The 24737-nt window shown below is 35.8% G+C and carries 20 protein-coding genes; 9 read left to right on the top strand and 11 right to left on the bottom strand.

Annotated elements, in window-relative coordinates; translation table 11 throughout:
• Nucleotides 1-9: 9 nt before the first annotated feature.
• A complete protein-coding gene (gene apaG / locus BC781_RS11305) occupies nt 10-396 on the bottom strand; it encodes a Co2+/Mg2+ efflux protein ApaG (protein WP_109617640.1) in 387 nt (128 codons plus the stop codon).
• A 98-nt stretch (nt 397-494) separates the two neighbouring features.
• On the opposite strand from apaG, the gene BC781_RS11300 reads away from it, so the two are divergent.
• The 3 genes from BC781_RS11300 to hutU all read left to right on the top strand — a co-directional run bounded on the left by BC781_RS11300 (nt 495) and on the right by hutU (nt 4359).
• A complete protein-coding gene (locus tag BC781_RS11300; RefSeq protein ID WP_109617638.1) occupies nt 495-1019 on the top strand; it encodes a MarR family winged helix-turn-helix transcriptional regulator in 525 nt (174 codons plus the stop codon).
• Between the two features lie 111 nt (nt 1020-1130).
• Nucleotides 1131-2708, top strand: a complete 1578-nt coding sequence (gene hutH, locus BC781_RS11295) for a histidine ammonia-lyase (RefSeq protein ID WP_109617635.1) — start codon at nt 1131-1133, stop codon at nt 2706-2708.
• Nucleotides 2686-4359: a urocanate hydratase gene (gene hutU, locus BC781_RS11290; RefSeq protein WP_109617633.1), complete on the top strand. Its 1674-nt coding sequence runs from the start codon at nt 2686-2688 to the stop codon at nt 4357-4359. The genes hutH and hutU overlap by 23 nt, the downstream gene beginning before the upstream one ends.
• A 203-nt stretch (nt 4360-4562) precedes the next feature.
• Here hutU and BC781_RS11285 read toward each other — a convergent pair whose 3' ends face one another.
• The 5 genes from BC781_RS11285 to BC781_RS11265 form a co-directional block, all read right to left on the bottom strand.
• Nucleotides 4563-4955, bottom strand: coding sequence for a hypothetical protein (locus tag BC781_RS11285; RefSeq protein ID WP_109617631.1), 393 nt, complete (start codon nt 4953-4955; stop codon nt 4563-4565).
• A 93-nt stretch (nt 4956-5048) separates the two neighbouring features.
• Nucleotides 5049-6152 (bottom strand): hypothetical protein, encoded by a 1104-nt coding sequence (locus BC781_RS11280; RefSeq protein ID WP_146201674.1) that lies wholly within the window; start codon nt 6150-6152, stop codon nt 5049-5051.
• 152 nt (nt 6153-6304) lie between these two features.
• On the bottom strand, nt 6305-6616 hold the full coding sequence (locus BC781_RS11275) for an MTH1187 family thiamine-binding protein (protein WP_109617627.1): 312 nt from the start codon (nt 6614-6616) through the stop codon (nt 6305-6307).
• A gap of 123 nt (nt 6617-6739) precedes the next feature.
• Nucleotides 6740-7783 (bottom strand): PorV/PorQ family protein, encoded by a 1044-nt coding sequence (locus BC781_RS11270; protein ID WP_109617625.1) that lies wholly within the window; start codon nt 7781-7783, stop codon nt 6740-6742.
• A 269-nt stretch (nt 7784-8052) separates the two neighbouring features.
• The gene (locus BC781_RS11265; RefSeq protein WP_109617623.1) at nt 8053-8364 is read right to left on the bottom strand and encodes an MTH1187 family thiamine-binding protein; all 312 of its coding nucleotides are present in this window, start codon (nt 8362-8364) and stop codon (nt 8053-8055) included.
• A 140-nt stretch (nt 8365-8504) separates the two neighbouring features.
• On the opposite strand from BC781_RS11265, the gene BC781_RS11260 reads away from it, so the two are divergent.
• The 4 genes from BC781_RS11260 (at nt 8505) to BC781_RS11245 (ending at nt 15328) form a co-directional block, all read left to right on the top strand.
• The gene (locus BC781_RS11260) at nt 8505-8834 is read left to right on the top strand and encodes a DMT family transporter (protein WP_109617621.1); all 330 of its coding nucleotides are present in this window, start codon (nt 8505-8507) and stop codon (nt 8832-8834) included.
• Between the two features lie 468 nt (nt 8835-9302).
• Nucleotides 9303-10328, top strand: coding sequence for a BamA/TamA family outer membrane protein (locus BC781_RS11255; protein WP_245935611.1), 1026 nt, complete (start codon nt 9303-9305; stop codon nt 10326-10328).
• 332 nt (nt 10329-10660) lie between these two features.
• Nucleotides 10661-12316, top strand: coding sequence for a hypothetical protein (locus tag BC781_RS11250; RefSeq protein WP_109617616.1), 1656 nt, complete (start codon nt 10661-10663; stop codon nt 12314-12316).
• 39 nt (nt 12317-12355) lie between these two features.
• Nucleotides 12356-15328 (top strand): glycoside hydrolase family 31 protein, encoded by a 2973-nt coding sequence (locus BC781_RS11245; protein WP_109617614.1) that lies wholly within the window; start codon nt 12356-12358, stop codon nt 15326-15328.
• A gap of 99 nt (nt 15329-15427) precedes the next feature.
• Here the strand turns inward: BC781_RS11245 and BC781_RS11240 are convergent, their stop codons facing one another.
• Entirely contained in the window at nt 15428-16225 is a 798-nt protein-coding gene (locus tag BC781_RS11240) for a TlpA family protein disulfide reductase (protein WP_109617612.1), read from the bottom strand.
• A gap of 43 nt (nt 16226-16268) precedes the next feature.
• On the bottom strand, nt 16269-17321 hold the full coding sequence (locus tag BC781_RS11235) for a TlpA family protein disulfide reductase (RefSeq protein WP_109617610.1): 1053 nt from the start codon (nt 17319-17321) through the stop codon (nt 16269-16271).
• A gap of 306 nt (nt 17322-17627) precedes the next feature.
• On the opposite strand from BC781_RS11235, the gene BC781_RS11230 reads away from it, so the two are divergent.
• Complete coding sequence (locus BC781_RS11230) at nt 17628-18605, top strand: endonuclease/exonuclease/phosphatase family protein (protein WP_109617608.1); 978 nt, start codon at nt 17628-17630, stop codon at nt 18603-18605.
• A gap of 163 nt (nt 18606-18768) precedes the next feature.
• On the opposite strand, the gene BC781_RS11225 is transcribed toward BC781_RS11230, so the two are convergent.
• From BC781_RS11225 to BC781_RS11215, 3 genes are all read right to left on the bottom strand, one after another.
• Nucleotides 18769-20286 carry an MAC/perforin domain-containing protein gene (locus BC781_RS11225; protein WP_158281446.1) on the bottom strand — a complete coding sequence of 506 codons (1518 nt, stop codon included), beginning with the start codon at nt 20284-20286 and terminating at the stop codon, nt 18769-18771.
• Nucleotides 20287-20482: 196 nt separating this feature from the next.
• Complete coding sequence (locus tag BC781_RS11220) at nt 20483-21187, bottom strand: LytR/AlgR family response regulator transcription factor (protein WP_109617604.1); 705 nt, start codon at nt 21185-21187, stop codon at nt 20483-20485.
• Nucleotide 21188: 1 nt separating this feature from the next.
• Nucleotides 21189-23135 (bottom strand): tetratricopeptide repeat-containing sensor histidine kinase, encoded by a 1947-nt coding sequence (locus BC781_RS11215; RefSeq protein ID WP_109617602.1) that lies wholly within the window; start codon nt 23133-23135, stop codon nt 21189-21191.
• Between the two features lie 518 nt (nt 23136-23653).
• Between BC781_RS11215 and BC781_RS11210 the strand changes: the two genes are divergently transcribed.
• Nucleotides 23654-24709, top strand: a complete 1056-nt coding sequence (locus BC781_RS11210; RefSeq protein WP_109617600.1) for an endonuclease/exonuclease/phosphatase family protein — start codon at nt 23654-23656, stop codon at nt 24707-24709.
• Nucleotides 24710-24737 lie beyond the last annotated feature (28 nt).

Here is a 24737-nt window from a genome sequence, read left to right as displayed (position 1 = left end):
ATACAATACTTAGTTAAATTTGAAAGGTGCTATAAGATTAAATGCTGGAATTTCAACTTCAAATTGATGGCCGTCTAGCATTCTTTCCATTACATAGAAACCTTTCATTTGTCCCATATTAGTTCGAAGGTTACATCCAGATACATACTGATACCCTTCACCCGGCTCTATTGTAGGTTGCTGTCCCACAACTCCCTCTCCCGCTACAACTTTCTGAAAGCCGTTACTATCAGAGATATCCCATTTGCGTTTCAATAGTTGAACCGTGTATTCGCTATTATTTTCGATGAAAATATGATAAGTAAATACATGATGTTGGTTCTTATCATCTGAGTAAGAAGGTTGATATTCAGCACGAACTGAGACTTTTACTCCATTTGTAATTGCTGATACCATGTTACATAGCTTTGTTAGTATTGTTTCAACGCTGTATTTGATACTTATCGTATTTTCTATCTGATGATTTTTGTTTTTTTCACTGATATTAGCTAAAATTGTATAAGTACTTATATAATATTGATAACACAAGGAGGAATACATTGGATTTTTACAACAACGCAGGGGTATTGGTTTTTGGCAGTAGATTACGAAGGTTAAGTGAGCGTTTTCTAGCCAATGTTACCAAAGTCTATCAGGCAAAAGGGATTGATTTCGATGCGTCTTGGTTTCCATTTTTCTATTTATTAGATGAACATGAAAGCCTAACGCTAAGAGAAATGTCTGAAACTTTAAAGACAAGTCATTCAGCTGTAAGTCAAATGATGAGCAATCTAGAGCGTAGAGCTTTGGTTGAAATCAAAAAAGACCCTGAAGACAAGCGTAGACGTAATGTTCAATTGACTGAAAAAGGTAAAGAACTTCTTGCACAAGTTCGTCCGATTTGGAATGGTCTGCAAAAAGCAATGGCAGAAATTCTTGAGCAAGATGAATTCAATGCGAAATTGATCTCGATCATAGATAACATCGAAGCGACTTTCGATGAAGAAGAACTTTCAGAGCGAATTTTGAGACAGTTATAAACGCAGCTCTGAAACCCTGAAACCACACACACGATAGAAAGGTAAAGGGGGCTTGTTCCCCCTTTCTACCAAACATTTGATTAAACGATCAACATTCAAGCACATAGTATCATGACAATGTCAAACACGGTATTTGCTTATGGCAAAGACAAATTGAGCGTTGGAATGACCCTTGACCTAGCGAGAGGAAAGGTTAAAGGTACTCTGACTGATGAGGTTAGAGCGAAAGTCATCGCAAGCCGTAAACATGTAGAGAAAATCGTTGAAGCTAAAAAAGTTGTTTATGGAGTAAACACAGGCTTCGGACCACTCTGCACCACAATTATCTCAGAAGAAGACACAAAAGAACTCCAAACTAACATTCTACAGAGCCACAGTGTAGGTATGGGAAATCCTGTATCGGAAGAGATTGTCAAGATCATGATGGTCACGAAGGTACAAGCCCTTTCACAAGGCTATTCGGGAATTGCTCTTGAAACTCTGGAGCGTATTCTTTGGATGCTGGAAGAAGAAATTGTTCCAGTTGTTCCCGAAAAAGGTTCAGTAGGTGCATCGGGAGATTTAGCTCCGCTTTCTCACCTTTTCCTTCCATTAATTGGACTTGGAGAGGTATACTACAAAGGAGAAAGAATGGAGACAGCTCCTGTTTTAGAAAAGTATGGAAAAGAGCCAATCGCATTAGGTCCGAAAGAAGGACTAGCACTCATTAATGGTACTCAATTCATTTTGTCTCATGCAGTGAAAGCTGTTGAGCGTTTCCATAATCTTTTGGAAGCAGCCGACTTGATTGGAGCCATGTCTTTGGAAGCCGCTATGGGTTCTGCAAGACCATTCGAGGCAATTCTTCACGAAATCCGTCCTTTCAAAGGAAACCAACATGTAGCAGAACGTTTAGACAATCTGTTGAAAGATTCAGAAATCTTGAACTCACATGCTGAGTGTGACCGTGTTCAAGATCCTTACTCACTTCGTTGTATGCCTCCTGTCCATGGAGCATCAAGAAATGCTTGGTTGCATCTCAAAGAGATGGTTGAAGTAGAGCTGAACTCAGTGACAGACAACCCGATCATCTTGGATGCAGAAAATACAATCAGTGGAGGAAACTTCCACGGTCAGCCATTGGCAATGGTATTGGATTATGCGACGCTAGCTGCGTCCGAACTAGGTAACATCTCAGACCGTCGTTCTTACTTGATGATTGAAGGTCGATACGGACTTCCAAAACTGTTGATGGAAGATACTGGAATCAATTCTGGTTTCATGATCCCTCAATACACCTCTGCCGCTTTGGTTACAGAAAACAAAACACTTTGTTTTCCAGCTTCTGCAGATAGTGTTCCTACTTCATTGGGTCAAGAAGACCATGTGAGTATGGGATCAATCAGTGGAAGAAAGGCCAATGAAGTGATTTCTAACGTTGAGAAAATCTTAGCCGTAGAATTGCTTTATGCTGCACAAGGTGTTGATTTCAGAAGACCAATGAAATCAACGAAAGTGATTGAAGAGTGCCACAACTTTGTGAGAGAAAAAGTGGCTTTCGCAGACAAAGACAGAATCTTCGCCACAGACTTAAATGTGCTAGAAGAAATGATCCACGATCAATCTTTCGTAAACCACGCAAATAAAACAGCCGAAAAAGAAGGAATCCAATTAAACGGTAAACACGATGAACTATTCAGAATTTATTGAAAAATACGCTAAGCACCCTCATTATAAAGCCCCAACAGGGAATAAATTACATGCAAAATCTTGGCAAACGGAGTCAGCACTTCGTATGCTTCTAAATAACCTTGATGCTGAAGTAGCCGAAAACCCAGAAGAGTTGGTGGTTTATGGCGGAACAGGTCAAGCAGCAAGAAACGTAGAATCGCTTCAGAAGATCATCAAAGTACTTTTGGAGCTTGACGATAATCATTCATTATTGGTACAATCGGGTAAGCCTGTCGGTGTGGTTCGTACGCATCCACAAGCACCAAGAGTATTGATTGCCAACTCTAACCTTGTACCAGAATGGGCAAACTGGGAACACTTCGAGAAATTGAAGGAAGACGGTTTGATGATGTACGGACAAATGACAGCAGGTAGCTGGATTTACATCGGTACACAAGGTATCCTTCAAGGTACTTACGAGACATTCGTAGCTTGTGGAGAGAAACACTTCAACGGAGACCTTCGTCACAAACTATTGGTTACAGGTGGTCTTGGAGGTATGGGTGGAGCTCAACCATTGGCTGCTACAATGGCGGGAGCTACATTCTTGGGTGTTGATATCGACCCTGCTCGTATCCAAAAGCGCATCGATACAAAATACATCGACCGCATGACTTACTCTTACGAAGAAGCTATCCAATGGGTAATGGAAGCGAAAGAGAAAGGTGAAGCACTTTCAGTAGGTTTGGTAGGTGATATCGGAGACGTATTGGGCAGATTGATCGAGGATAATATCACTCCAGAAATCTTGACTGACCAAACTTCAGCGCACGATCCTGTATTCGGATATGTACCAAACGGATTGAGCTTGGAAGAAGCAGAAGCACTTCGTAAGTCTGACGCAGTAGATTACAAAGCGCGTTCTTTGAAATCTATGGCAAGACACGTTGGCTATATGTTGGAGCTTCAAAAACGTGGTTCGATTACATTCGATTACGGTAACAACCTAAGAGAATTTGCTCGTCAAGGTGGTGAAGAAGATGCTTTCAACTTCCCAGGCTTTACGCCAGCTTATATCCGTCCATTGTTCTGTGAAGGAAAAGGTCCTTTCCGTTGGGCAGCACTTTCGGGTGATCCAGAAGATATCTATGTAACTGACCAAGCTTTGAAAGAGGCATTCCCAGAAAACAAGCACTTGATCAACTGGCTTGACAAAGCACAAGAGCAAGTAGCTTTCCAAGGATTGCCATCTCGTATCTGTTGGTTGGGAATGGGAGAAAGAGAAAAAGCAGGTAAAATCTTCAATGACCTCGTAAGAGAAGGCAAAGTAAAAGCGCCTATCGTAATTGGTCGTGACCACTTGGACTGTGGTTCTGTAGCTTCTCCAAACCGTGAGACAGAATCAATGTTGGATGGATCTGATGCAGTATCGGATTGGCCTTTATTGAACTTGATGTCTAACGCAACAGGTGGTGCAACTTGGATTTCATTCCACCATGGTGGTGGTGTAGGTATCGGATACTCGCAACATGCAGGTATGGTCGTTTTGGCTGACGGTACTGAGAGAGCGGAAGAGTGTATCTCAAGAGTATTGCACAATGACCCTGCAATGGGCGTATTCCGTCATGCAGACGCAGGTTACGACAAAGCAAAAGAAGTAGGAGAAGAGCACGATCTTTTGATTAAATAAGCTTTTCTCTTTTACCATAAATGTAAACTGCCTCAATCTATATATTTGGGGCAGTTTTTTTGTATTTGATTTATTCTAGTTTGTACTTAAACTGAGGCCTGCAACGTAGAGGCAAGGTATACCTTGTATCTACAATAACCTAAATGAACATTGAGCCCTTTTAGGTTCTCTTCATTGAATTACTCTTGATATAAAGTAAGGTACTACTCCTCAAATAACTTCTTGAGCTTTATCTTCACTGTTTTATTCCTCAGTCCTCTTTTATTTTGCTCAAATAGAGTTAATATTTCTTCAGGGCTATCAAATCTGACTGTATCCTCAAGCGTAGAAAATTCTAGGTATTTACAGCGATCCGTATAATATCTTTGGCAGTAATCACTATTCCACTTAAAGCCAAACCCAAATAGGATGATACGTTCATCTGATGTCGAGATTGTATCTAAATGTACTTTGGTTTTGGCACTTCCTTGATCTATCACCAATTCACTTTTATAATGAATAGGGTTTTTGAGGTTATTCTTGATAATAAGTCTTCCTGGAGTATCACAAGAAATAAAAATGAAAAAAATCAGAGTAGTATAAAAAACTTTTACCATTGCAAAGATTTATATTTTTCTGCTATCGAAAATGTGAAATTACAGGGACTATTCTCTGAAATAAATTAACGACTCTATAATTCCTTTCTAAAGCTATTTCATATTTAAGAATCGCCCTCCAAAACTATAGCTTATACTTGTATGTAACATGTATCCTTTCATAATTCCATCACTAGCATTTGATAGATAGAGGCGGAAAATAGGTCCCATCCGTATTTCTGATCCACAACCATCAATTGAAGATGTTTGTGTAACCGTAAAACGATTGGCAAACTTGTATGATAGACCTACAATCATATTCGTTAGTCTAAACTTCTTAAGATTACTCTCTTCTTTAGAGCCATCTTCAGATGTAAAAAAACTTACTCCAATAAAAGGAGATAAGCCAAAATCCTTTTTTAAAAGATCAGCATATGAGAGACTTATGTCAGTTTGAGTAATGTAAGGAGTATCATGTTCAGACCACTGTTCGCCCTCAAAAGTAAAGGTTCTCTTTACTTTAGCTTGTCCTAACATTCCTCCAAAGTTCAATTCCAAGTTTTTGAAACGGAAAGTATAATCAAGCCTCAGGAAGTTAACCAATGGCTGAAACTGTTCAGAAATATTCCCAAAATACACTGTAGTACCTATACCTAGTCCTAAGAACAATCCTAAATTACGATAGTCATATTTGGGTTCTTGTGTATTCTCCGTTTCTGCTAGCCTTTTTTGGATTATGATATTCCAAGCAGCTAAGGCATCAATATCTTCCCCGTGGCTAACGGCTTCTGAAAATCCGTTCATCTCTTGTTCGCACTTTTTATACTCTTCGTCAAAGATTAAGTTTACATAGGAAAAATCTTCAAGTCCATTGAGTTGATATTGAATGTTTCTTCTACAAAGCTCGACTAGGTCAAAAAGAATCTGATTATACCTTAATAGTTGTGGTTTCTTTCCTTCTTCGGTAACCCAACTGCGGTATGGGTTGATCGTACTTTTAACTCTTAAATACTCATAAGTATGTTTTCCTATTTTCTTTTTATCCTTAGCATAGCTGAGCTGATAATAAAGATAGGTCTCTGCTGTTTCCCCTATAGGTGATTCGGCTTGAAAATCATCCCACGTAAGAGGCCCTTTACTCCATTCCCTCTCATATTGAAGTTGTCCGAAACATGCTAATGATTGTAATATCAATAGCATTGATAATAATGTTTTCATCTTTAAAGTTTGAAAAGTAGCCATAGAAAATAATGGCTTAAAATAATTACAAATTATCCTCATTCGTCTTTGTTTCTCTTATTGAAAAAGTATGATTGCCTTGACTTTATCATAAAATAAGAGAAACGAGGACGATAGTAATTTCTGATATCTTATTTATTCACTTCCCCAATATGCCCTTCAATAGACGCAATCTTCTTTTTCATTCTATCGCTTTTTCCTTTACGGATATCAAATTTTACGGTAGAGTAAATACGATTGCTATTTGGTGCTAGCACATCGTGACACTGTTGGATAAGTGCTAATGCTTCAGGCATAGCCTCAGTTTCAAAGATGGTACCCATAGGCGTTAGTTGGTAATTTACACCACTTTCTCTGATTGCCTCAATGACTTTACTGACATGGGCACTCATACTTTCCCCTTTATCGGTTGGGAATATTGCGAATTCTACTAGTACTGACATATTCGAAATAGTTGTTTGTTCAGCACAAATATATATAAACCACTTACTCAAAAGAAAACCTCTATTCGCTCTCAGAATATATCATTGAGAACAAATAGAGGTAATAATACATTTATTGTTTAATTATTTCTTCTTAAACAACCTAGTAATCTTATCTAAGTCTGATTTGTAACTGATTGAAGTTGTCCAAATCTTGTCATAATATTCAGGGTGTGGAGGGTTGTTTTCAATTGAAATATTTCTAGCATAGTCTATGCTGAATCCTTTATATCCCAAGCTCATTCCAGCTCTTGAATACTGCTTTTCCCCTCCTAAACGGAAAGCTACATAAGCTTGATTTTGATGTTCTAGACGTACTTCTGTTGCTAACTTTAAAGCTACCATATCATCAGTTTGACTAAGACCTTTGTCTAATTGAGCAGCAAATACAAAATTTAGCTTCAACTTATCTGAGAGTTGAGTAGTGGGTTCTAGCAGAATACCTAGACTCATATATGGAGATAAATTCCTGTATTTATCATACTCTGTGCTAGGAAAATAGCTTATACCTAAATTATTCAGTGTTGCTCCAAAATTTATAGGCATATCCCATTTGGGAGATAATTTTATATTTCTTCGATATGAAAATCCAAAATCAAGAACATAAGTATAAGAATTTTGAGTCGTCCCCCTCCTATACTTTTCTTCACTATCAATATAATTTAAGCTAGAACTCCATGATATTCTATCATTGGCTTGACGAGCATATGTAATTTTATGTAGATTTTGTATTTCGTCAGGTACATAAACCCAAAAATTTTCAAACTTATCATCATCAAATAGGTGCATGTAGTGATAGGAGTAACTCACAGTATGCTTATTGTTCCAAGAATAATAAGCACCAAAATCAGTATGATACGAATTATCAAGATTACGAGGGTAAACAGGTAGATAGTTTGCTGTGAAGCCAATAGCTGATTCACTACTTTTAAAGAGAGCTCCATTTTGGTACAATCCAAGTTGACCATTGTAAGTTGAAGATACAACACCAATTCCTCCCAAACCTTCAATTTGAGCACTTGAGTGACTAGGGTAGAGAGATGAGGCGATAGATGAGTAATGGTATTGAGCAAAGCTGTTACCGAAAACAATGAAAAGTAAAAGAATAGTAGCTAAAAGTTTCTTCATGATAGAAATCTAGTTTAATGAAAAATAGAAGATGTGTGGGTAAAACATAGTTCAAACTTAAAACACATCAATCTTTCATTCAATCATGATTTAGAAAGTTTATCAATTAACTAAATGTTATTAACATACATTTAAGTTGTGGTAAATGAGTTATTTTTCAGTTTGTTAAAAAAAATAAGTATTCTTAAAAACATAACATAAATAACTTTCATACTTCAGTCATCCCCTTTACGCTACGCTAAACGAGGACGATAGAAATTTCTAATACCTTATTTATTCACTTCCCCAATATGTCCTTCAATAGAAGCTATTTTCTTTTTCATTCTATCGCTTTTTCCTTTACGGATATCAAATTTTACGGTAGAGTAAATACGATTGCTATTTGGTGCTAGCACATCGTGACACTGTTGGATAAGTGCTAATGCTTCAGGCATAGCCTCAGTTTCAAAGATGGTACCCATAGGCGTTAGTTGGTAATTTACACCACTTTCTCTGATTGCCTCAATGACTTTACTGACATGGGCACTCATACTTTCCCCTTTATCGGTTGGGAACATTGCGAATTCTACTAGTACTGACATATTCGAAATAGTTGTTTGTTCAGCACAAATATAGGTCTCAATTAGGCGAATTAATATTATTAAGAATGAAAATAGAAAGTTCAATAGAAAACTCTTTAGATTAGCTTTTTCAAATGAAATAAGACAAAGAGTAGATAAATATGAAATGGTTTTTCCTGTGTATCGCAATTCTAACAGAAGTGATAGCAACTTCAGCATTAAAGTCATCTGAAGGTTTCACAAAACTGACTCCTTCACTGGTTGTAGTGATAGGTTATAGCCTTGCGTTTTATTTTTTATCATTGGCATTGAAAAATATGTCAGTTGGTATCGCCTATGCTATTTGGTCTGGGGCTGGTACTGTATTGATTGCCTTAGTAGGTTATTTTTATTACAAACAAGAGTTGGATTTTGCTGCGATTTTGGGCTTATCTTTAATTGTGATTGGAGTTTTAGTAATTAACCTATTTTCAAATAGTGTTTCTCATTAGCAGAAAGAATGTTTTAAAAGCTTGCATGTGGATTTTTTTATAGAATCCCGATTTTACTAACACCGTAAAAGCCCTAAAAATACCTGTTGGGAAACTTTTTTCTACGTTCCGTCAAATATATTCAGAAGTATTATTCTATTCTGGTTATTATTACAACTTCAATTATTTGAGAATACATAAGACTAAACATCAAGATAGATAAAAGTACATCTATCGGATGAAACCAATTGAAAGTATTATAAAACCAGTTTGCTCAGAAATTGAGCGTCTAATTAGCGTGTAATAATGTTTTGTATATATAGTTACAGAAATCAGAGTTTAAGGGTAAAAAGTTTATATAGGCGGAGTATCAACAAGTTTAGTATAAGTATCTTTTCTGCGACTCTAATACCCTCTTTGCTCTTACTTTTTTTAAGCTTTAGTTCCACTTCTTATGCTCAATCTAAGCCAAAGGAGATTTTTAATAAGATGTTTAATGATACTACTTCTGTTGAGAAACCAAAATGGATTGCATATCCAACTTTGGCATACTCTCCTGAAACAAGTTGGGAGATTGGAGCAGCAGCAGTAGTCGTTTATTATGCAAATAAAGATAGTACCAACCGATTGAGTGAAGCTAGTGGTTTCTCCTTTTTCACTTTAGAAAGTCAGTATGGTGCTCACTTTGATCATGCACTTTATTCTGATAAGAATAAATGGTTTGCACTCGGGAAGCTAAAGTTTCAGAGTTATCCATTAGCTTATTATGGTATAGGGCCCAATATTGGGGGGGATGAATTGGCCATTGCGAATGCTAATTTTATGCTGATCAGAGAACGACTTTTGAGAAAGCTTCATGGGAACTGGTACTTGGGCTTAGAACTCAATTATGAGCGTTTGAGCAATGTGAGTTTTGAGTGGTTAGGCGGAGGTCAACCTCTCGACAACATTTTGGGGCAAGACGGCTATAGCAACTTGGGTTTGGGTGTTGGTTTAGTTTATGACAATAGACACAATGTACTAAATGTAAGGCATGGTTTCCTTTCTGAAATTGGTTACCTTTTCTATGAGCCATTTTGGGGTTCTACACATCGGTTAAGTACTTTATTTATTGACAACAGAGCATTTTTTAAAACCACAGAACGAAATGTACTCGCGTTCCAATTGTTAGGGCAGTTTTCTCAAGGAGATGTTCCTTTTAATCAGCTTAGTATGATTGGAGGAGAAATGATGATGAGAGGATATTACCTTGGAAAGTATAGGGATAAGAATATGTTTGGTTTGCAGACAGAGCACAGATGGTTGCCTTTTAAGTTTAGTAAAAGAATTGGAGCAGCCGTTTTTGCAGGCGTAGGCTCAGTATCACCCGATTTTAATTTTGATAAACTTTTATGGTCTGCAGGAGGTGGTTTGAGAGTTTTATTGTTCCCTAAAAGAGATATTTTTACAAGGCTTGATGTCGGTTTTAACCCTGATGGTTATGGCATTTATATGTTTATTGGAGAAGCATTTTAGCGAGGATTTTTAAGCTGAAAATAAGTGATAAATACATTGATGTAAGAATGGAATTGAAAAATAACTAAGTCATTTTTCACCGAAATTATCATAATTATTTTTCTAAATTAATACTTGGTTCATGTTGATTATTAACTGAATATGCCAATTTTATTTTGAAATCGTTTAACTGATTTAGGTTGAAGTCAATTGATTGTGAAATAGTTTTGGTTTATTCTAATAATCTATGCGATTCTACAAATAAAAATAGACTCAGTTCGCTAGAATCTATTTTTCAATTTCTAAATAGCGGGAAAGTTTTTTTATAAATAGTTTAAACCCATTTATTTAGAATGAAACTTAGAACTACTTTTCTAACTATTACATGGATTCTCATTACAGTATGTTTCCAACAGTGTAAATCACCCAAAACAGATGAGACAATAGAAGTCGCATCTTCTACTTTAGAAAGAGCACCTTACTTAAACTACCCTGTACCTCTTTCCCCAAAAGCACCATTCGATGTAGACAGAGACTTACAAGCTAAGTTGGATGCACAAGGGAAATTTGCTGAAGTACAACGTTTATTCGAGATTCTTTCTTGGCAGCAATTCATTCGCCTAAACTGGCCTGTTGATGCTAAAGGTAACCCCAAGCCTTTACTTTCAGATGCAGGGAAACCAAGATGGTTCTCATGGAAAGAAAGCTTTGAAGTTTTCAAGAAAGACGGATCTAAGCCTACTCCTTGGGGTGATTTCGAGTTACCAAATCGTGTTAGAGAATTTGCTGGAGAAAATAAGCATGTGCTTTTCAGAGCTAGTAAATTTGCCGAGTTTCAACACGATGATGTAGCTGATGAACTCGATCAAGCATTTACTGCACCCATCTGGGATCAGAGCGGTAACATCGTACGCTACGAAGTTCGCATGAACGAAACTGAGTTTGATTACATCGTAAAAAATGAGCTTTACAACTACGATGGACAAATCAAATTTTATCAGGCCAATGCTGGAAAAGATAAGGTTGTCAACTTTCCTTCGGCAACTACGGATAAGGCCGGTGCTTGTGAAGTGAAAATTGCATGGAAAATCATGGAAGAAGGAGTGGATTCAAAAGATCGTTACTTCACTTCAACAGCCCAAGTGATTAATGAAGACAAGACATTTTCTACAGCAGAAGTAGGAATGATCGGGATGCACATTTCATTAAAAACAGCTTCTTCTCCTCAATGGATTTGGGCTACTTTTGAGCATGTGGATAACCTTGAAACAAACCCATTGGTTGAAGTAAATGGAAAACCGCTTCGTCCTTCTTTCAATAATCCAGATTGTCCAACCTGCCCTGTGAACGCCTACCCTGAAGTAGATACAGATGGTAAAAAAAGAAACCAAATTCAGCGAGTAATTCCGATCAGTAAAGCTACACAAGAACTGAATGCTCAAGTACAAGCAATGCTTTCAAAAGCGGATTCTAAACTTAAGTTTTATGATTTGGTAGGAACACAATGGCCTACAGACCCTAGTTCTCCAGCTTATACTTATGGCGATACAAGCGTTTACACTTTGCCCGAAGCAGTGACCAACAAGTCTGGCGGAAAACCAACACCTGCATATTTAACAAATATGATTATGGAAACTTATTTCCAAGGTGGTTCAATTACTCCAAATGCAAAAGGAATAGATACCTTGAAAATCAAACAGACTTATCTCCAAAACGGTGACAGTATCTATGGAAATACCATCACTGGTTTCAATGTATACAACAGCAACGAACCTGCATTTTTCCAAATTCAAGGTTTCCCATTGACTACAGACCTTCAAAATACTCACAAAAATATCTTTGGAACAGAAAGCTGTATTGGTTGTCACTTCTCAGCATCAATTGCCAAAGATTTTTATGTAGATAAAAAGACTAATCAAAAAGTACCTGTTTTTGCTAAACCAGCAGATGCAGATTTTTCTTGGCTACTTCAATTGAAAGCTCATTTCAAAGAAGACATTACTCAATAACCCTTTTTTCATTTTCCCAACCCAAAATTATTTATTGCTATGCTTATTGATGAGCAAAATGGTTCAGAATTACAAAACGGTCTGAATGACTTAGGTGTTAGCGTTCAGCCAGCTGAACAAGCACCTGCTACTGTAAATGATACAAATTTCCAATTTGTTCAAGTCAATGAATTCCAACCCAATGCCGATGGTTGGAATACGATTGGTCAGATTATCGATCACAAAGTTGTCGGACATGACATTTACTTGACAAACACAAATCAGTACCAAGTAAAAGTATCCTTCCTTTCTCCTTCAGCCTTACGTGTTCGCTTTAAACCTTATCGTTATCCTAATTATGAAAAAAACAACTCTTACACAGTTGTCAATCATGACCTAGGAAATATCGACAAGTTTGAAGTGTCAGAACTAGACCAAGACGGAGGAACACTGAAAATAGACACAGGAGTTCTTCAAGTTTACATTGGGCTTAACCCTTACGGAATTTCTGTGCAAAAAGATGGAAAAGTCATCACTGAAGACACTTACGGAAAAAACATTGTATTCAGTAATGAAGCAATTGCCAACTTAAAAAAGTGTCCTGATTCAGAATCTTTTTATGGTTTTGGAGAAAAAGCAGGAGATCAGCTTGACAAGAAAAAATTCAGTCTGACTTTCTTCAATTACGACAATTTCACCTACAATGACATAGATGCCAATGGAGGGAAAGTCGTACCAGAAAACAATGAAGGAGGCCCTCTGAACCCATCATCACCACTCTACAACTCAATGCCATTTGCTTTGGCTGTAGGAAAAGGAAATGAAAACATAGAGTATGCTTACGGACTTTTCTTTGATAATGTCTCGCAATCATACTTCAACCTAGGTTCGAATGACTATTCAAACATGGATGGTAAATATTACTTCGGAGCACTGTATGGTGAACTGGACTACTACATCATGGTGGGAAATGAGCAGAACGATGAGACAACAAATGCCGTCACAGATGTATTGAACCAATATGCAGAATTGAGTGGAAAATCTTCAATGCCACCAATGTATGCTTTCGGTTATCAACAAGGTTGTTACGGTTATTATGACCGTTGGATTCTGATGAGTATTGCACAAGCCTACAGAGCTGCAAATATTCCGATTGATGGTTTACACATTGATGTTGACTTCCAGAACAACTACAGAACATTTACCAATAGTGAAAATAAATTTCCGAATGTAGGTGAGATGTTTGATACTCTTCATGATTTGGGCTACAAATGTTCTACCAACATCACAGGAATTATCACGGCAAACCCATTGGATGAAAACGGGAATACAGATACGCCTTATCCGACTAGAGATAGTATTCTTAATTTAAATGATCAGAATGCAGCAATATCAGAATATAAGGAAGATGCTCCCGTTCAACCATTCATATTCAATACAAGAGCAGGTGAAGCTCCCACTCCAAATATCTTTATAGCCAATGAAAGCTATGGAGTAGACACTGGTTTGAATCCGTTTAAATACCCAACACCTGCACAACCAGAAGGAACGAATGAATTGGGTACCTATGGTTTCTATAGCGACATGGGAGACCCTAAAGTGCAAGAATGGTGGGGAGAGCAATATGATTATCTATTGAAGAAAGGCTTGGATATGATTTGGCAAGATATGACTTGTCCTGCAGTTGTTCCAAACTTTGACAATGGAAACCCTGATAAGACTTTACCTCTCAACTTGATGATGTATGACAAGGTTACAGAGGAGTATCAACCCAATGCAAAAATCCACAATTCATTTGCTTTAAACTTAGTTCAAGCCACTTTTGAAGGAATTAAGAAATTGAAGCTAAGTGAAGAGTTTAAGACTGGTGGAGATAATGGACAGCCATTGTACAATTACAACAAGAGAAACTTTATTATTTCTCGTGGTGGTTTTGCTGGAGTTCACCGTTATGCAGGAATTTGGACAGGAGATTCAGCTTCAAGTTGGGACTTTCTTGCCATCAATGTTCCTGAAGTTTTGAATGTTGGACTTTCTGGTTTGCCAATCTCAGGTTGTGATATCGGTGGTTTTGCCAACGGGTCTGGTTCAGAAGAAGGAGGTGTAACCAACTACGAGCTGTTTACACGATGGATAACTGCTGGAGCATTCTTGCCTTGGTATAGAAATCATTACGATGGATATACAAAAACATTCCAAGAGCCATACCGATTTGGAACTCCTGTACCAGAAAATTGTCGTAAATACATCAATATCAGATATCGTTTACTTCAATTATTCTACGATTCGATGTATGAAAATACCCAAACAGGAATGCCAATCTGTAGAGCTATGTTTGTCAATGAAGTGAATGATCCTAGCGTTTTTGACTATGCAGATCATCAGTTCTTTATTGGTAAAGATTTATTGGTAGCACCTGTCATCAACCAAAACTGGATGAGAGATGTGTACTTGCCATCGGGTAGTAATTGGTATGTATTTGATATTGAAGGAGGAAAATTACCAGAACCTACACAAGGAGGTCAAGTCTATTCGTGGTATGTACCTTTGGATTTGGTTCCTGTTTATATCCGTGAAGGAGCTATTCTTCCAGTCAGAGAATTGGAACAATATGTAGGTCAGAAAGATAACAATATCATGACTTTCTATATCTATCCAGGCCCTGAAAGCTCTTATCAATTGTATCAAGACGATAAGACAACTATGGATGCAGAGGAGCAAGGAGAATATCGTGTAACAGAAGTTATGACAATGAACGGTAATGGAAGTAAGCAAGTCAACTTCAAACGTGTATACGAAAAGAACTATGTTCCAAATGAGAAATATTTCCAAGTGAAATTATTAGGTAATTTGGTTTGTCCTGAGTCGGTATCCATCAACGGAAAACAAATCTCTAAAATGGATTTGGCAGACTTTGACTCAGCAACTTCAAATGCTTGGTATTACGATTCGGACAATGAATTTGTAATGGTAAAAGTGGAAGATAATGCTTCAGAATTGAATGTATTTGTCGCCTATCCTGATGCCGAATAATTCATTTTCTTTATAATGAAACAAGGACAGTAATTATTTATTACTGTCCTTTTTCTATCTAAACATATTTATGATCAAGCATCTGATAAATACTCAAGTTTAAAGTTTTTCCTTGTTGACAAGTTTACCAATTTCTTCAGCAAGTCGTTCCACATTACCATCCGAATTTCCAACAGAGAGATAGCTTATCTTTCCACTTTGATCAATGATGATGTTTTTAGGGATTGAACCTTCAGCATACAAATTCCAAATGGTTTTATCTGAGTCTATTCCTACATTAAAATTGACATTGTACTTCTTCATCTGAGCCATTTTCTTTTCAACTTTAGCTTTATCTTCTCCAATTGAAATTGGAATAAAAACCAAATCATCTTTATCAAATTCGTCTAAAATTTTGGGTGTGATTTCACTAAACTCCATAAGGCATGGAGCACACCACGTAGCCCAAAAGTTGAGTAAAACGACTTTACCTTTAAGTTCTGATAATTTGATCTTTTGACCATCTATCATCGTGACTGAGAAATCAGATGCTTGTTCTCCTACACTCACTTTAAACTCATTATTCAGATCATCTAGACTTATATTTTGATCAACTTTTTTAGTTGTGTTTTTTACTAATTCGGAAGTTTTCTTTTTTGATGAAAGCTCAATCTTTATAATGAATTCTTTCTCTTTAATTTGATCGCCATATTTTCCGAATAGCTCATCTCGTTCTTCTTCCGAAACACCGATATTCATTCCTTTGATTAAACCATCTTTTTCGTATTCTGCTAATTCAGCTTGAGTAATCAATTGATCACCTACGATAATTACATATTCAGGCTTTTCTGTTTTAGTTTCTTGTGCAATCAAACTGAAGCTAAATAACACAAGAAATAAGGTAGTTATATGTTTCATTAAAGGTTCAAGTTTTTAAAAGTATATGAATTTAAGAGGTCGTTTATAGCTCTTTTATGATTTCAGGTAAATGTTGCCTTTTTAGTTGAATGTTACCTTCTTCATCAATTAAGTAATTGGCAGGGATTGATTTTATTTGAAAGTCAGAAGCAAGCTGTCCATTCGGGCCATTAAGATCACAGTGATTGATCATATTTACGATACCAAATTTTTCCATAGCAGAAATCCACTTTTCTTTATCGATATCTAATGAGACATTAATAATGACCAACTCTTTATTTTCTTCGGCTAACCTTAGAAGTTGAGGTGTTTCTTTGATACATGGCGCACAAGTTGAAGACCAAAAATGCAGTAAGACTTTCCTTCCTTTTAATTTCTCTAATGAATATTGGTCTCCTCTATAGTCTGTTATAGAGAATGATGGGGCTTTTGTATTTTCTTCGAATCCTACTTCTCTTTTTATCTTCTGACCAAGAGTACTTAGCTGAACTTGTGGTTCTAAAAGTTCATAGAAATGTTGAGTTTGTTCTAATTGGATGAGGTTATTTCTCATTAAGTATTCAGTTATGAAGGCTGAAATAACTGAATGTTTGTTCTTTTTAATGATGATTTCAGATTGATTAATGAAGTCATTGTATAAGCCTTTTCTTTCAATAAGGTTTAGTTTAGGGTTCATAACATTATTTGAAAAGGCTACCCATAAGTCTAGAAAATGGTAAAAAGCTTCATTTCGATTAGGGTCAGAAGCAAACTGAGGTCTATTTGGGTATAGGTCTTTTATATTTTGAGATTGGATGTCTACCTTTTTTAAAGCTTTGAAGGCGACTTGTGTTTGTTGATCTGATAAAACAAGACTTATTGGGTAACTCATATCATTTATTCCTTCAAATATCAGATAGTATAAAGTTGGTTCTTTGGAATATATTAAGTCGATACTAAATCTGTTAGCAGACATAGCAATTGTATCTGTTTTCGTTGTTTTTGTATTATAAAGATATGCCTTTCCTGTGTAATCATTTTCAATAGTAACTTCAAGGTTATGTGTTTTACAGCATATTAAGGAACACATAATGATTAAAAAAAATACAGTTCTCATTTAAACTCTGTTTAAAGAATGTGATCTAGTGATCATATTCATCGTTAAGAAAAATTAGACTGAAAATTGCCGTCTACTTTTCACTAAATCAATTATTTAAAATTAAATAAAGTTAACTGTAAACTATGTTAAATAGCGCTTTTTGAAAATGAAGGGAGTGAGGATTACCCTATACTATTAAAGGAGTGAAAAGATGAAAAATAGAGATGATTTAATTCGAAATGTTTTCTGATTCATTGATTACAGAATATATACTTTATTGTCTAAGTATCAGTTTTTTATTTATAACCTTTACTTTTTGGCAAAATGAAAGTTGCTACATACAATATCGAAAACCTAGACTTTAAAGGAACAGAGTTGAACCCCGTGTTCCAAGAAAGAAAACCCGTACTCCAAGCAATGTTGAGGAGATTAGATTCTGAGTTGATTTTCTTCCAAGAAATTCACGGTCAAGAGTACACGGATGAAGGTGGAACAGAGCAAAGAGATTTACTTGCTCTTAAAGATTTACTTGAAGATGGCCCCTATGAAAACTACTTTCTAGCATCAACTAAAACCTCAGAAAACAAGGTTTATGACAAACGAAACTTGGTTATACTTTCCAAGTATCCAATTACGGAAGTGAATCAATATCGAAATGATAAAATTGAGAAGCTAGGGTACAGAAAAGTGACAGCAGAACCTGCAGAAGAGGTAAAAGATGTGAGCTGGGAGCGCCCAATTTTGCATGTAAAAATTGATCATCCAGAACTTGGTGAACTGCACCTAATTAATCTTCATCTCAAATCAAGGTTAGCTTCAAATGTTTCTGGGCAGAAAGATGGTTATAAATGGAATTCTGCAGCAGGGTGGGCTGAAGGTTATTTTCTTTCTTCCATCAAACGAGTGGGGCAAGCTATTGAAACGAGAATTTTGCTAGATGAAATCTTTGAGCAAGAAGCGGATGCTAAAATCATTGTTTGTGGGGACTTCAATGCTGAACCAGATCAAGTTCCTGTAGAAGCTATAATCGGAAGTGTAGAGAATACGAGCAATCCTAGTTTGAGGTCAAAAGTTATGATACCGTGTAGTAATGGTATTCCATCTTCAATCCAATATTCTCACCTTCATCATGGGCATAAGAACTTGCTGGATCACATGCTGATTTCACAATCATTGGTTCCATATTTTCAGTCAGCATCTATTTTCAATGAGAATTTGCACGATGAGAGTTTACCTTTTGCAAGTGATCAGAAATTTCCAGAATCTGATCATGCCGCATTTGTAAGCACATTTAAAATATAGAATGAGTACAAACAGAGAACAATAATCAACAATGCAACTAGGCTAAAACTCAATCATATATTTGATTGAGTCTGCGAGAATAAGACTAGCGGCAGATCTTTAAATATAAGATCAAACCGCTAGCTTCTCCTCAGTTGTTTATGTTCAATCCAATTTCTGCGTATTAATTATTAGGGACAATTACATCTATTACAAATTCACCTTTAATTTTTGAATCATTAAGATCACTTCCATGTGCTTCATCATAACTGATCTTTACATTCTTTAGGAATGGAATTTCTTCACTCACATTTATATTAAAATATCCACGTTTTTGACCACTAATATTTTTGGAATACACTTTTCGAATAGAAGCTTTACCATCCGAGAAACTTAAAACTTTATTGTTAATAGGGATAGTTACAAAATATGGTTCTTTTAATACGAATCTAGTATTTTTGTCACTTCCAATACCTCCTTCTTCAAATGTGACTTCATGGAATATTCCTATAACATTTTCATCATTCCCTGCATCCATTCTTAATTCAACGTCGATTTTCACACCCGTATTCTTACCATTTTCTGTATCCATATTATTATCTCCTTTATTTTCTCTGAAGTACTGATCACCTTCTATTTGGAATGAATGAGTCTTTGTCGATGACTTTGTTGCTTCAATGGTTTCAATCCCTTTACTCTCATAATAGATTGAAATAGCATCTTCTATTATACTTTTTGTATTAGAATCTTCAATAAACTCCCAAATAGGTATAAGTCCTCCAGGATAATAGTTACATAAAACAGGATTTTCACCAATTGTCTCTAACCAAGCATAGTAATTTTCTTCTGTTGGATTTGTCCCAATTACTCCTGCAAGTTCTGATTTTCCTCCAATAGCATTAACCTCGACTGTTTTAGTAGATGATTCAAAGTACTCTTCAAAAGAAGCTTCCAAGCTTTGATTTCCACTGACACCGATCACTTTTATAGTAGCTTCAAATTCTGCATACTGTCCTAATGATACTTGTGTATTGGAGGTCTTTCGTTCAGCACTCATGTTGTATAAAAGAGATCCTCCCCAAGTACCACCTACACAAACATGTGTCCCATAGGAATTGATAAATTTTAAAGTCTCTTCTGTTGATGAAAAGTCTGTATTTTCTACTCGTTGAAGAAAACTATCAGTAACATATGAGTATAAATTTGAAGGAGTTAAACGACCATCTACATAAAGTCCATATTTGCTCGTAAGTTGGCGGTATGTAGCATAAGAGTAATTGTTATATGCACCTTTTGATAAATTGAATGTCCGTTTTGCTTCTCCTGAAAAAAGACCCTTTTTGATGCTGTTAGAAACGCCTCCAGAGATTGAAAATTCGAAACCTTTTTGAAAATCCTGTATTGAATTTCCTTCAGTTATAAGGATATTCGAACTTTCTATATTAGTATCCTTGATGATTTTTCCATCATTTACTAATCGAGTAAAGTTTAGTACCTCTTCTTTGGCTAAGGTTGTATTACAAAACTCTAAGGTAGCATCATATCCTCTTCCCAATACAGATTCAGCGTTTTTAAAATCTTCTGTACCTGACTGAACTTCATTAGAATCTTCAATAAGATCTTCTTCACAAGCTGTAAAAAATATACCTAAGCAAAATACCAATAAGCTGATTGGGGAAAGCTTTGATTGTTGTTTTTTCACAATGAAAATGTTTTAGTAAAAATTTCGATTTATGATATAATCAGAAGTTGAAAAATTGTGTGATTTTCTAATTATGATCGAAATATAGGAGGAGGTTAAAACAGGTGAAAAAACTAATGAGTGAGTGGTATATTTTTATGAGTAAATGGTGATTAAAGGTCTTATTCTATCTGTTTTATATTAAAAAAATGTCTTGTTACAGGAAATCAAAGTGCTTAATGATTTCTGATTTTCGACTTCTACTAATTGGTATTTGTTTTTTACCAATCTTTAAATTATTTCCATTAATCGTCTCTACAAAAGCTTTAGAAATGAGGTACGAACGGTGTACTCTCAAAAAAAGTTGGGGGCTTTGTAGCCTTTCTTCAAACTCTCGAAGTGTAACTGAAAGAATGAAAAAACCATTCAGTGTACTGATTAAAGTATAATTGCTTTGCGCCTCAGCCCATAGTATTTCATGATAACCAACTTTTACCTTCTGTCCTTTTTTGTTTAGGAAAATACTTTTCCCTGTTTCTGAGTGTTGAGGGTCTTGCACTTCAGATTGTAATGCTAACTCAATTGCTCTGCTGACTTCTAGTTCATTGAACGGTTTTGTCAGATAAGCTTCAGGTTTCACTCGTTTAGCATATTTAAAAGTATCATCGTCTCCGTATGAAGTAAGAAAAATTATAGGAATTTGGTATTCATCCTTAATCTTAGCTGCCAATTGAACGCCATCAACATCTTCTCCAAGGTTAATATCAAGCAGACATAAATCAACCTCAAACTCACTCAATAGCGCCAAAGCGTGCTGTACATTTATTGCTATACCAATGATTTCAAACCCTCTTATTTCAAGCCTAAGTTTAAGGTCTTCTGCAATTAAAATTTCGTCTTCTACGATTAAAATACGTTTCATATTAATTCAAAGGTATCTGAATTAAAGTAGAATATCCATTTCCTTCATTTAAGGAAGTGATTACTCCATCTAATTGTTTGATCAATGAATTGATCATTTGTATACCAAAAGAGTTTTCGGATGACTTCGCAGAAGGAGTTCCAGAACCATTATCTGCAGTTTTAATAATTAGTTGCTTGCTATCTTCCTTAATTTCAATTGTCAATTTTGGCGAATCAATATCCTCAAAAGCATGTTTGAAAGAATTGCTAAGTAGCTCGTTGAGTATTAGCCCTAATGGGATTACAAGGTCAACAGAGAGATATTTTTCTTCTACTACTTTTTCCACACTGACTTCATCTGGGCGAAAACCATAAGCATACATCAGATTATTAATGAGGTCATTGACATATTTTTTTATATCTATGCTGGTGACATGATGATCTAAATATAAATCCCGATGAATCAATGCCATTGCTTCAACTCTAGCTTGTCCTTCTTTTACAGCTTCAATGGCTTCTTGGTCATTTAATTTATAAGCTTGCAGGTTCAAAATACTTGAAACGAGCTGTAAGTTATTTTTTACCCTGTGATGAAGCTCTTTTAAAAGCAGTGTGATTTCTTGGTTACTAGCTTCTATAAGTTCTTTTTGAGAAGAGAGCAATTGATGATTGTTCTGTAGTTTTTTATAGGCTCCAACCACAATGACTGCGAGCAGTAAAATGAAAATCCCTACAGTGAAAAGAATGTTTCGTTCTTGAGTTCGCTGTTTAATCTCTATTTCCTGTAAGAGAAGTGCTTTTTCTTTCTTTAGTGTTTCAAATTCTACTTCCATTTTGGCTGTTGAATTTGTATATTTTTCATTTATAATTTGTTGGTTGAAGGCAACCTGTTTTTTAGCATATTGATAAGCATCTTTATATTGACCACTCATTGCGAGTAGGGCTGATTTTTGTCTCAGAATATTCTCTTTTTGAAACATTTTACCATGCTTGAAGGCATAAATTTCCGCAAGGTCAACCTCTTCTAAAGCTTCTTTATATTTTCCCCTTAATTTATAATTGGTGGCAAGTTCATTTCTGGTGTGGGCTAGCATGTAATCATCTTTCGCCTGTATACATAATTGTATTGCTTCTTTGAGATAATTTTCTCCACTGGCAAAATCGCTTATTGGGTTAGTTAGCTGTATGCGTTCTGTTCTTGTAAGTGTTAGTGTTGAATCAAAATTACGAATACCAATGACAGTCATTAAAGAGTCCTCAGCCAAGTTTGTATATAATCTACCTATGTTGTTATAGGTCTTAGCAGAATCTCTTAATGAAGGTTCTCCCTTACTTAAAACATCAAGAAATATAGCTAAAGCTTTTTTAGTCTGGCGGTTTTCATCATAAGCAATGGCCAGATTCAATCTATTAATTCTTTGATCAGCGTGAAATGAGGTATTTTGTAAAATTTTGATAGCCTTTTCGAGGTTCTGTATTGCTTCTTTGGGTTGGTGCATGTTCCGATAATTATCTCCAATCATGGCATAAGCTCGTGATAGCTTCTGAATATTCCCCACTGAATCAGCCAAGGTTTTCATTTTACCAGCGACACTCATCGACTTAGAATAATTTCCTACATCTCCATAATCGTAAATGAGTTCTTTGTAGAGGTCTAGTATCAGTGCTGAACTATCTTGATTTAAAGCCAATTCTAAGGCTTGTTCTCTAAATGAAATTGCTTCTTGAAACTCACCTTTTGAGACATGAGCACTAGCCAAGGTATTCAAAACAGAAATAGACAAAAACACAAAACCTTCTTTTTCAGCTACTGGAAAGATATCTTGAGCAATGCTAATAGCAGAATCTGGAGATTCAAACGTTAGTGATGCCGCTATTGAAGATTGCTTGAGAAGTGTTTCTGTTTGAGCATTTGTAAAATGAGAAAGAAGTAGAGTACAAAATATAGTAGCGTATAGTAGCTTCATTATTAAAAATGAAATGAGTAAAAAATAAGAATAGAATGATTCTCTTAAGATATTGATTCTTAGAATTAAAATAAAATATTAAACTATTTAAATTGATAGTTTAATGCTCATAATCTGTATCCATCCCTTTCAAATAAAATAGAAGTCTATGCTTTGTTAGCAGATTATTAACTCAATTCACAAAAAATTTATATTGATCAGTGATTCTCACATTTTACTATTTGTGTTAAACTGTTACTGATAACATAGTGCACAATCTTGCTTTACGACTATTTGAAATCGTTTTTTAACTATTGATAAAACACTAGGATACTATTTATTGTGGTTTACTTTACGACAAAAAATGTTATTGAATCAGCAGAAAAGGCTGTTTAGTTTTGCAAGGTTATTAAAGCAATCTCGAATACAGCTTTTTGAAATAACGTTCATAAACAGATGACGCCACTTTTTAATCATCTAAAAATTAAGGGGAAATATACCAATTAAATCAAACCAGCAAATAGTAGAATTACGTTACGATGGACTTTAATAAGCTAAAACTGTTCGTTTCCTTATGTCTTATAGGGATAACTCTGAATGGATATTCCCAAAATCATAAAGCCACTTATGATATCCACAACATTGCCTTTTACAACGTAGAAAACCTTTTTGATACTGAAAATGATCCTGAAAAAAATGATGAAGATTTTTTACCTGAAGGTTCTTATGCTTGGACAGAGAAAAGATACAATCAGAAACTTATTCAATTAGCAGAAATCATCTCTAAACTTGGAGCAGAAAAGACAAACCAACCCCCAACAGTTGTTGGAATAGCTGAGGTTGAAAACCTAAAATGTCTTCAAGATTTAATTAAAACCGCTCCTTTAAGTGATTACCCTTATGAAGCTATTTTGGTAGAAGGTCCAGATAAAAGAGGCGTTGATACAGGACTACTTTACCGCAAAGACCTTTTTGACCTAAAGAAATACCACGCTAAAGAGTTATGGATTGAAAATGCCTATAAAGGATTTGCCACGAGAAATCAGTTAGTCGTAGAGGGGAAATTGGAAGGCGAAGAAATCGCTTTTTTAGTAAACCACTGGCCTTCAAGAAGAGCTAAATCACATTACAGAGAAGAAGCAGGGAAGCTGCAAAGAAGCATTATCGATTCTCTACGTCAAGTAAACCCAAATATGCATATCGTAACCATGGGTGATTTTAATGATGACCCAACGAATAAAAGCATGGAAAAAGCTTTGGGTGCTGTAGGAAGTAAAAATGAATTGAACGATAAGAATTACCTCTACAACCCTATGCATAAGATGTATAAAAAGGGACTAGGTACTTTGGCTTATCGAGACAATTGGAATCTTTTTGATCAGATCATTATCAGCAAAGAGATGATTGAGAATGAAGAAGGTTTACGTTTCTACAAAGCTGAGATTTGCAATTTTGAGGAATTGAAAAATCAGAATGGTCGATACAAGGGCTATCCTTTCAGAACGTATGCAGGTGGAGGATATGCTGGCGGATATTCAGACCACTTTCCTGTCGTGATTTACCTAGTGAAAAAACAGGAGTCAACTTCGCTATAAACAACTAATAATCAATTTTTAAATCATT

The organism is Sediminitomix flava, assembly GCF_003149185.1.
Classification (GTDB): domain Bacteria; phylum Bacteroidota; class Bacteroidia; order Cytophagales; family Flammeovirgaceae; genus Sediminitomix; species Sediminitomix flava.
The sequence above is the reverse complement of the archived record's forward strand: the minus strand, read 5'-3'. Positions and strand labels throughout refer to the sequence as shown.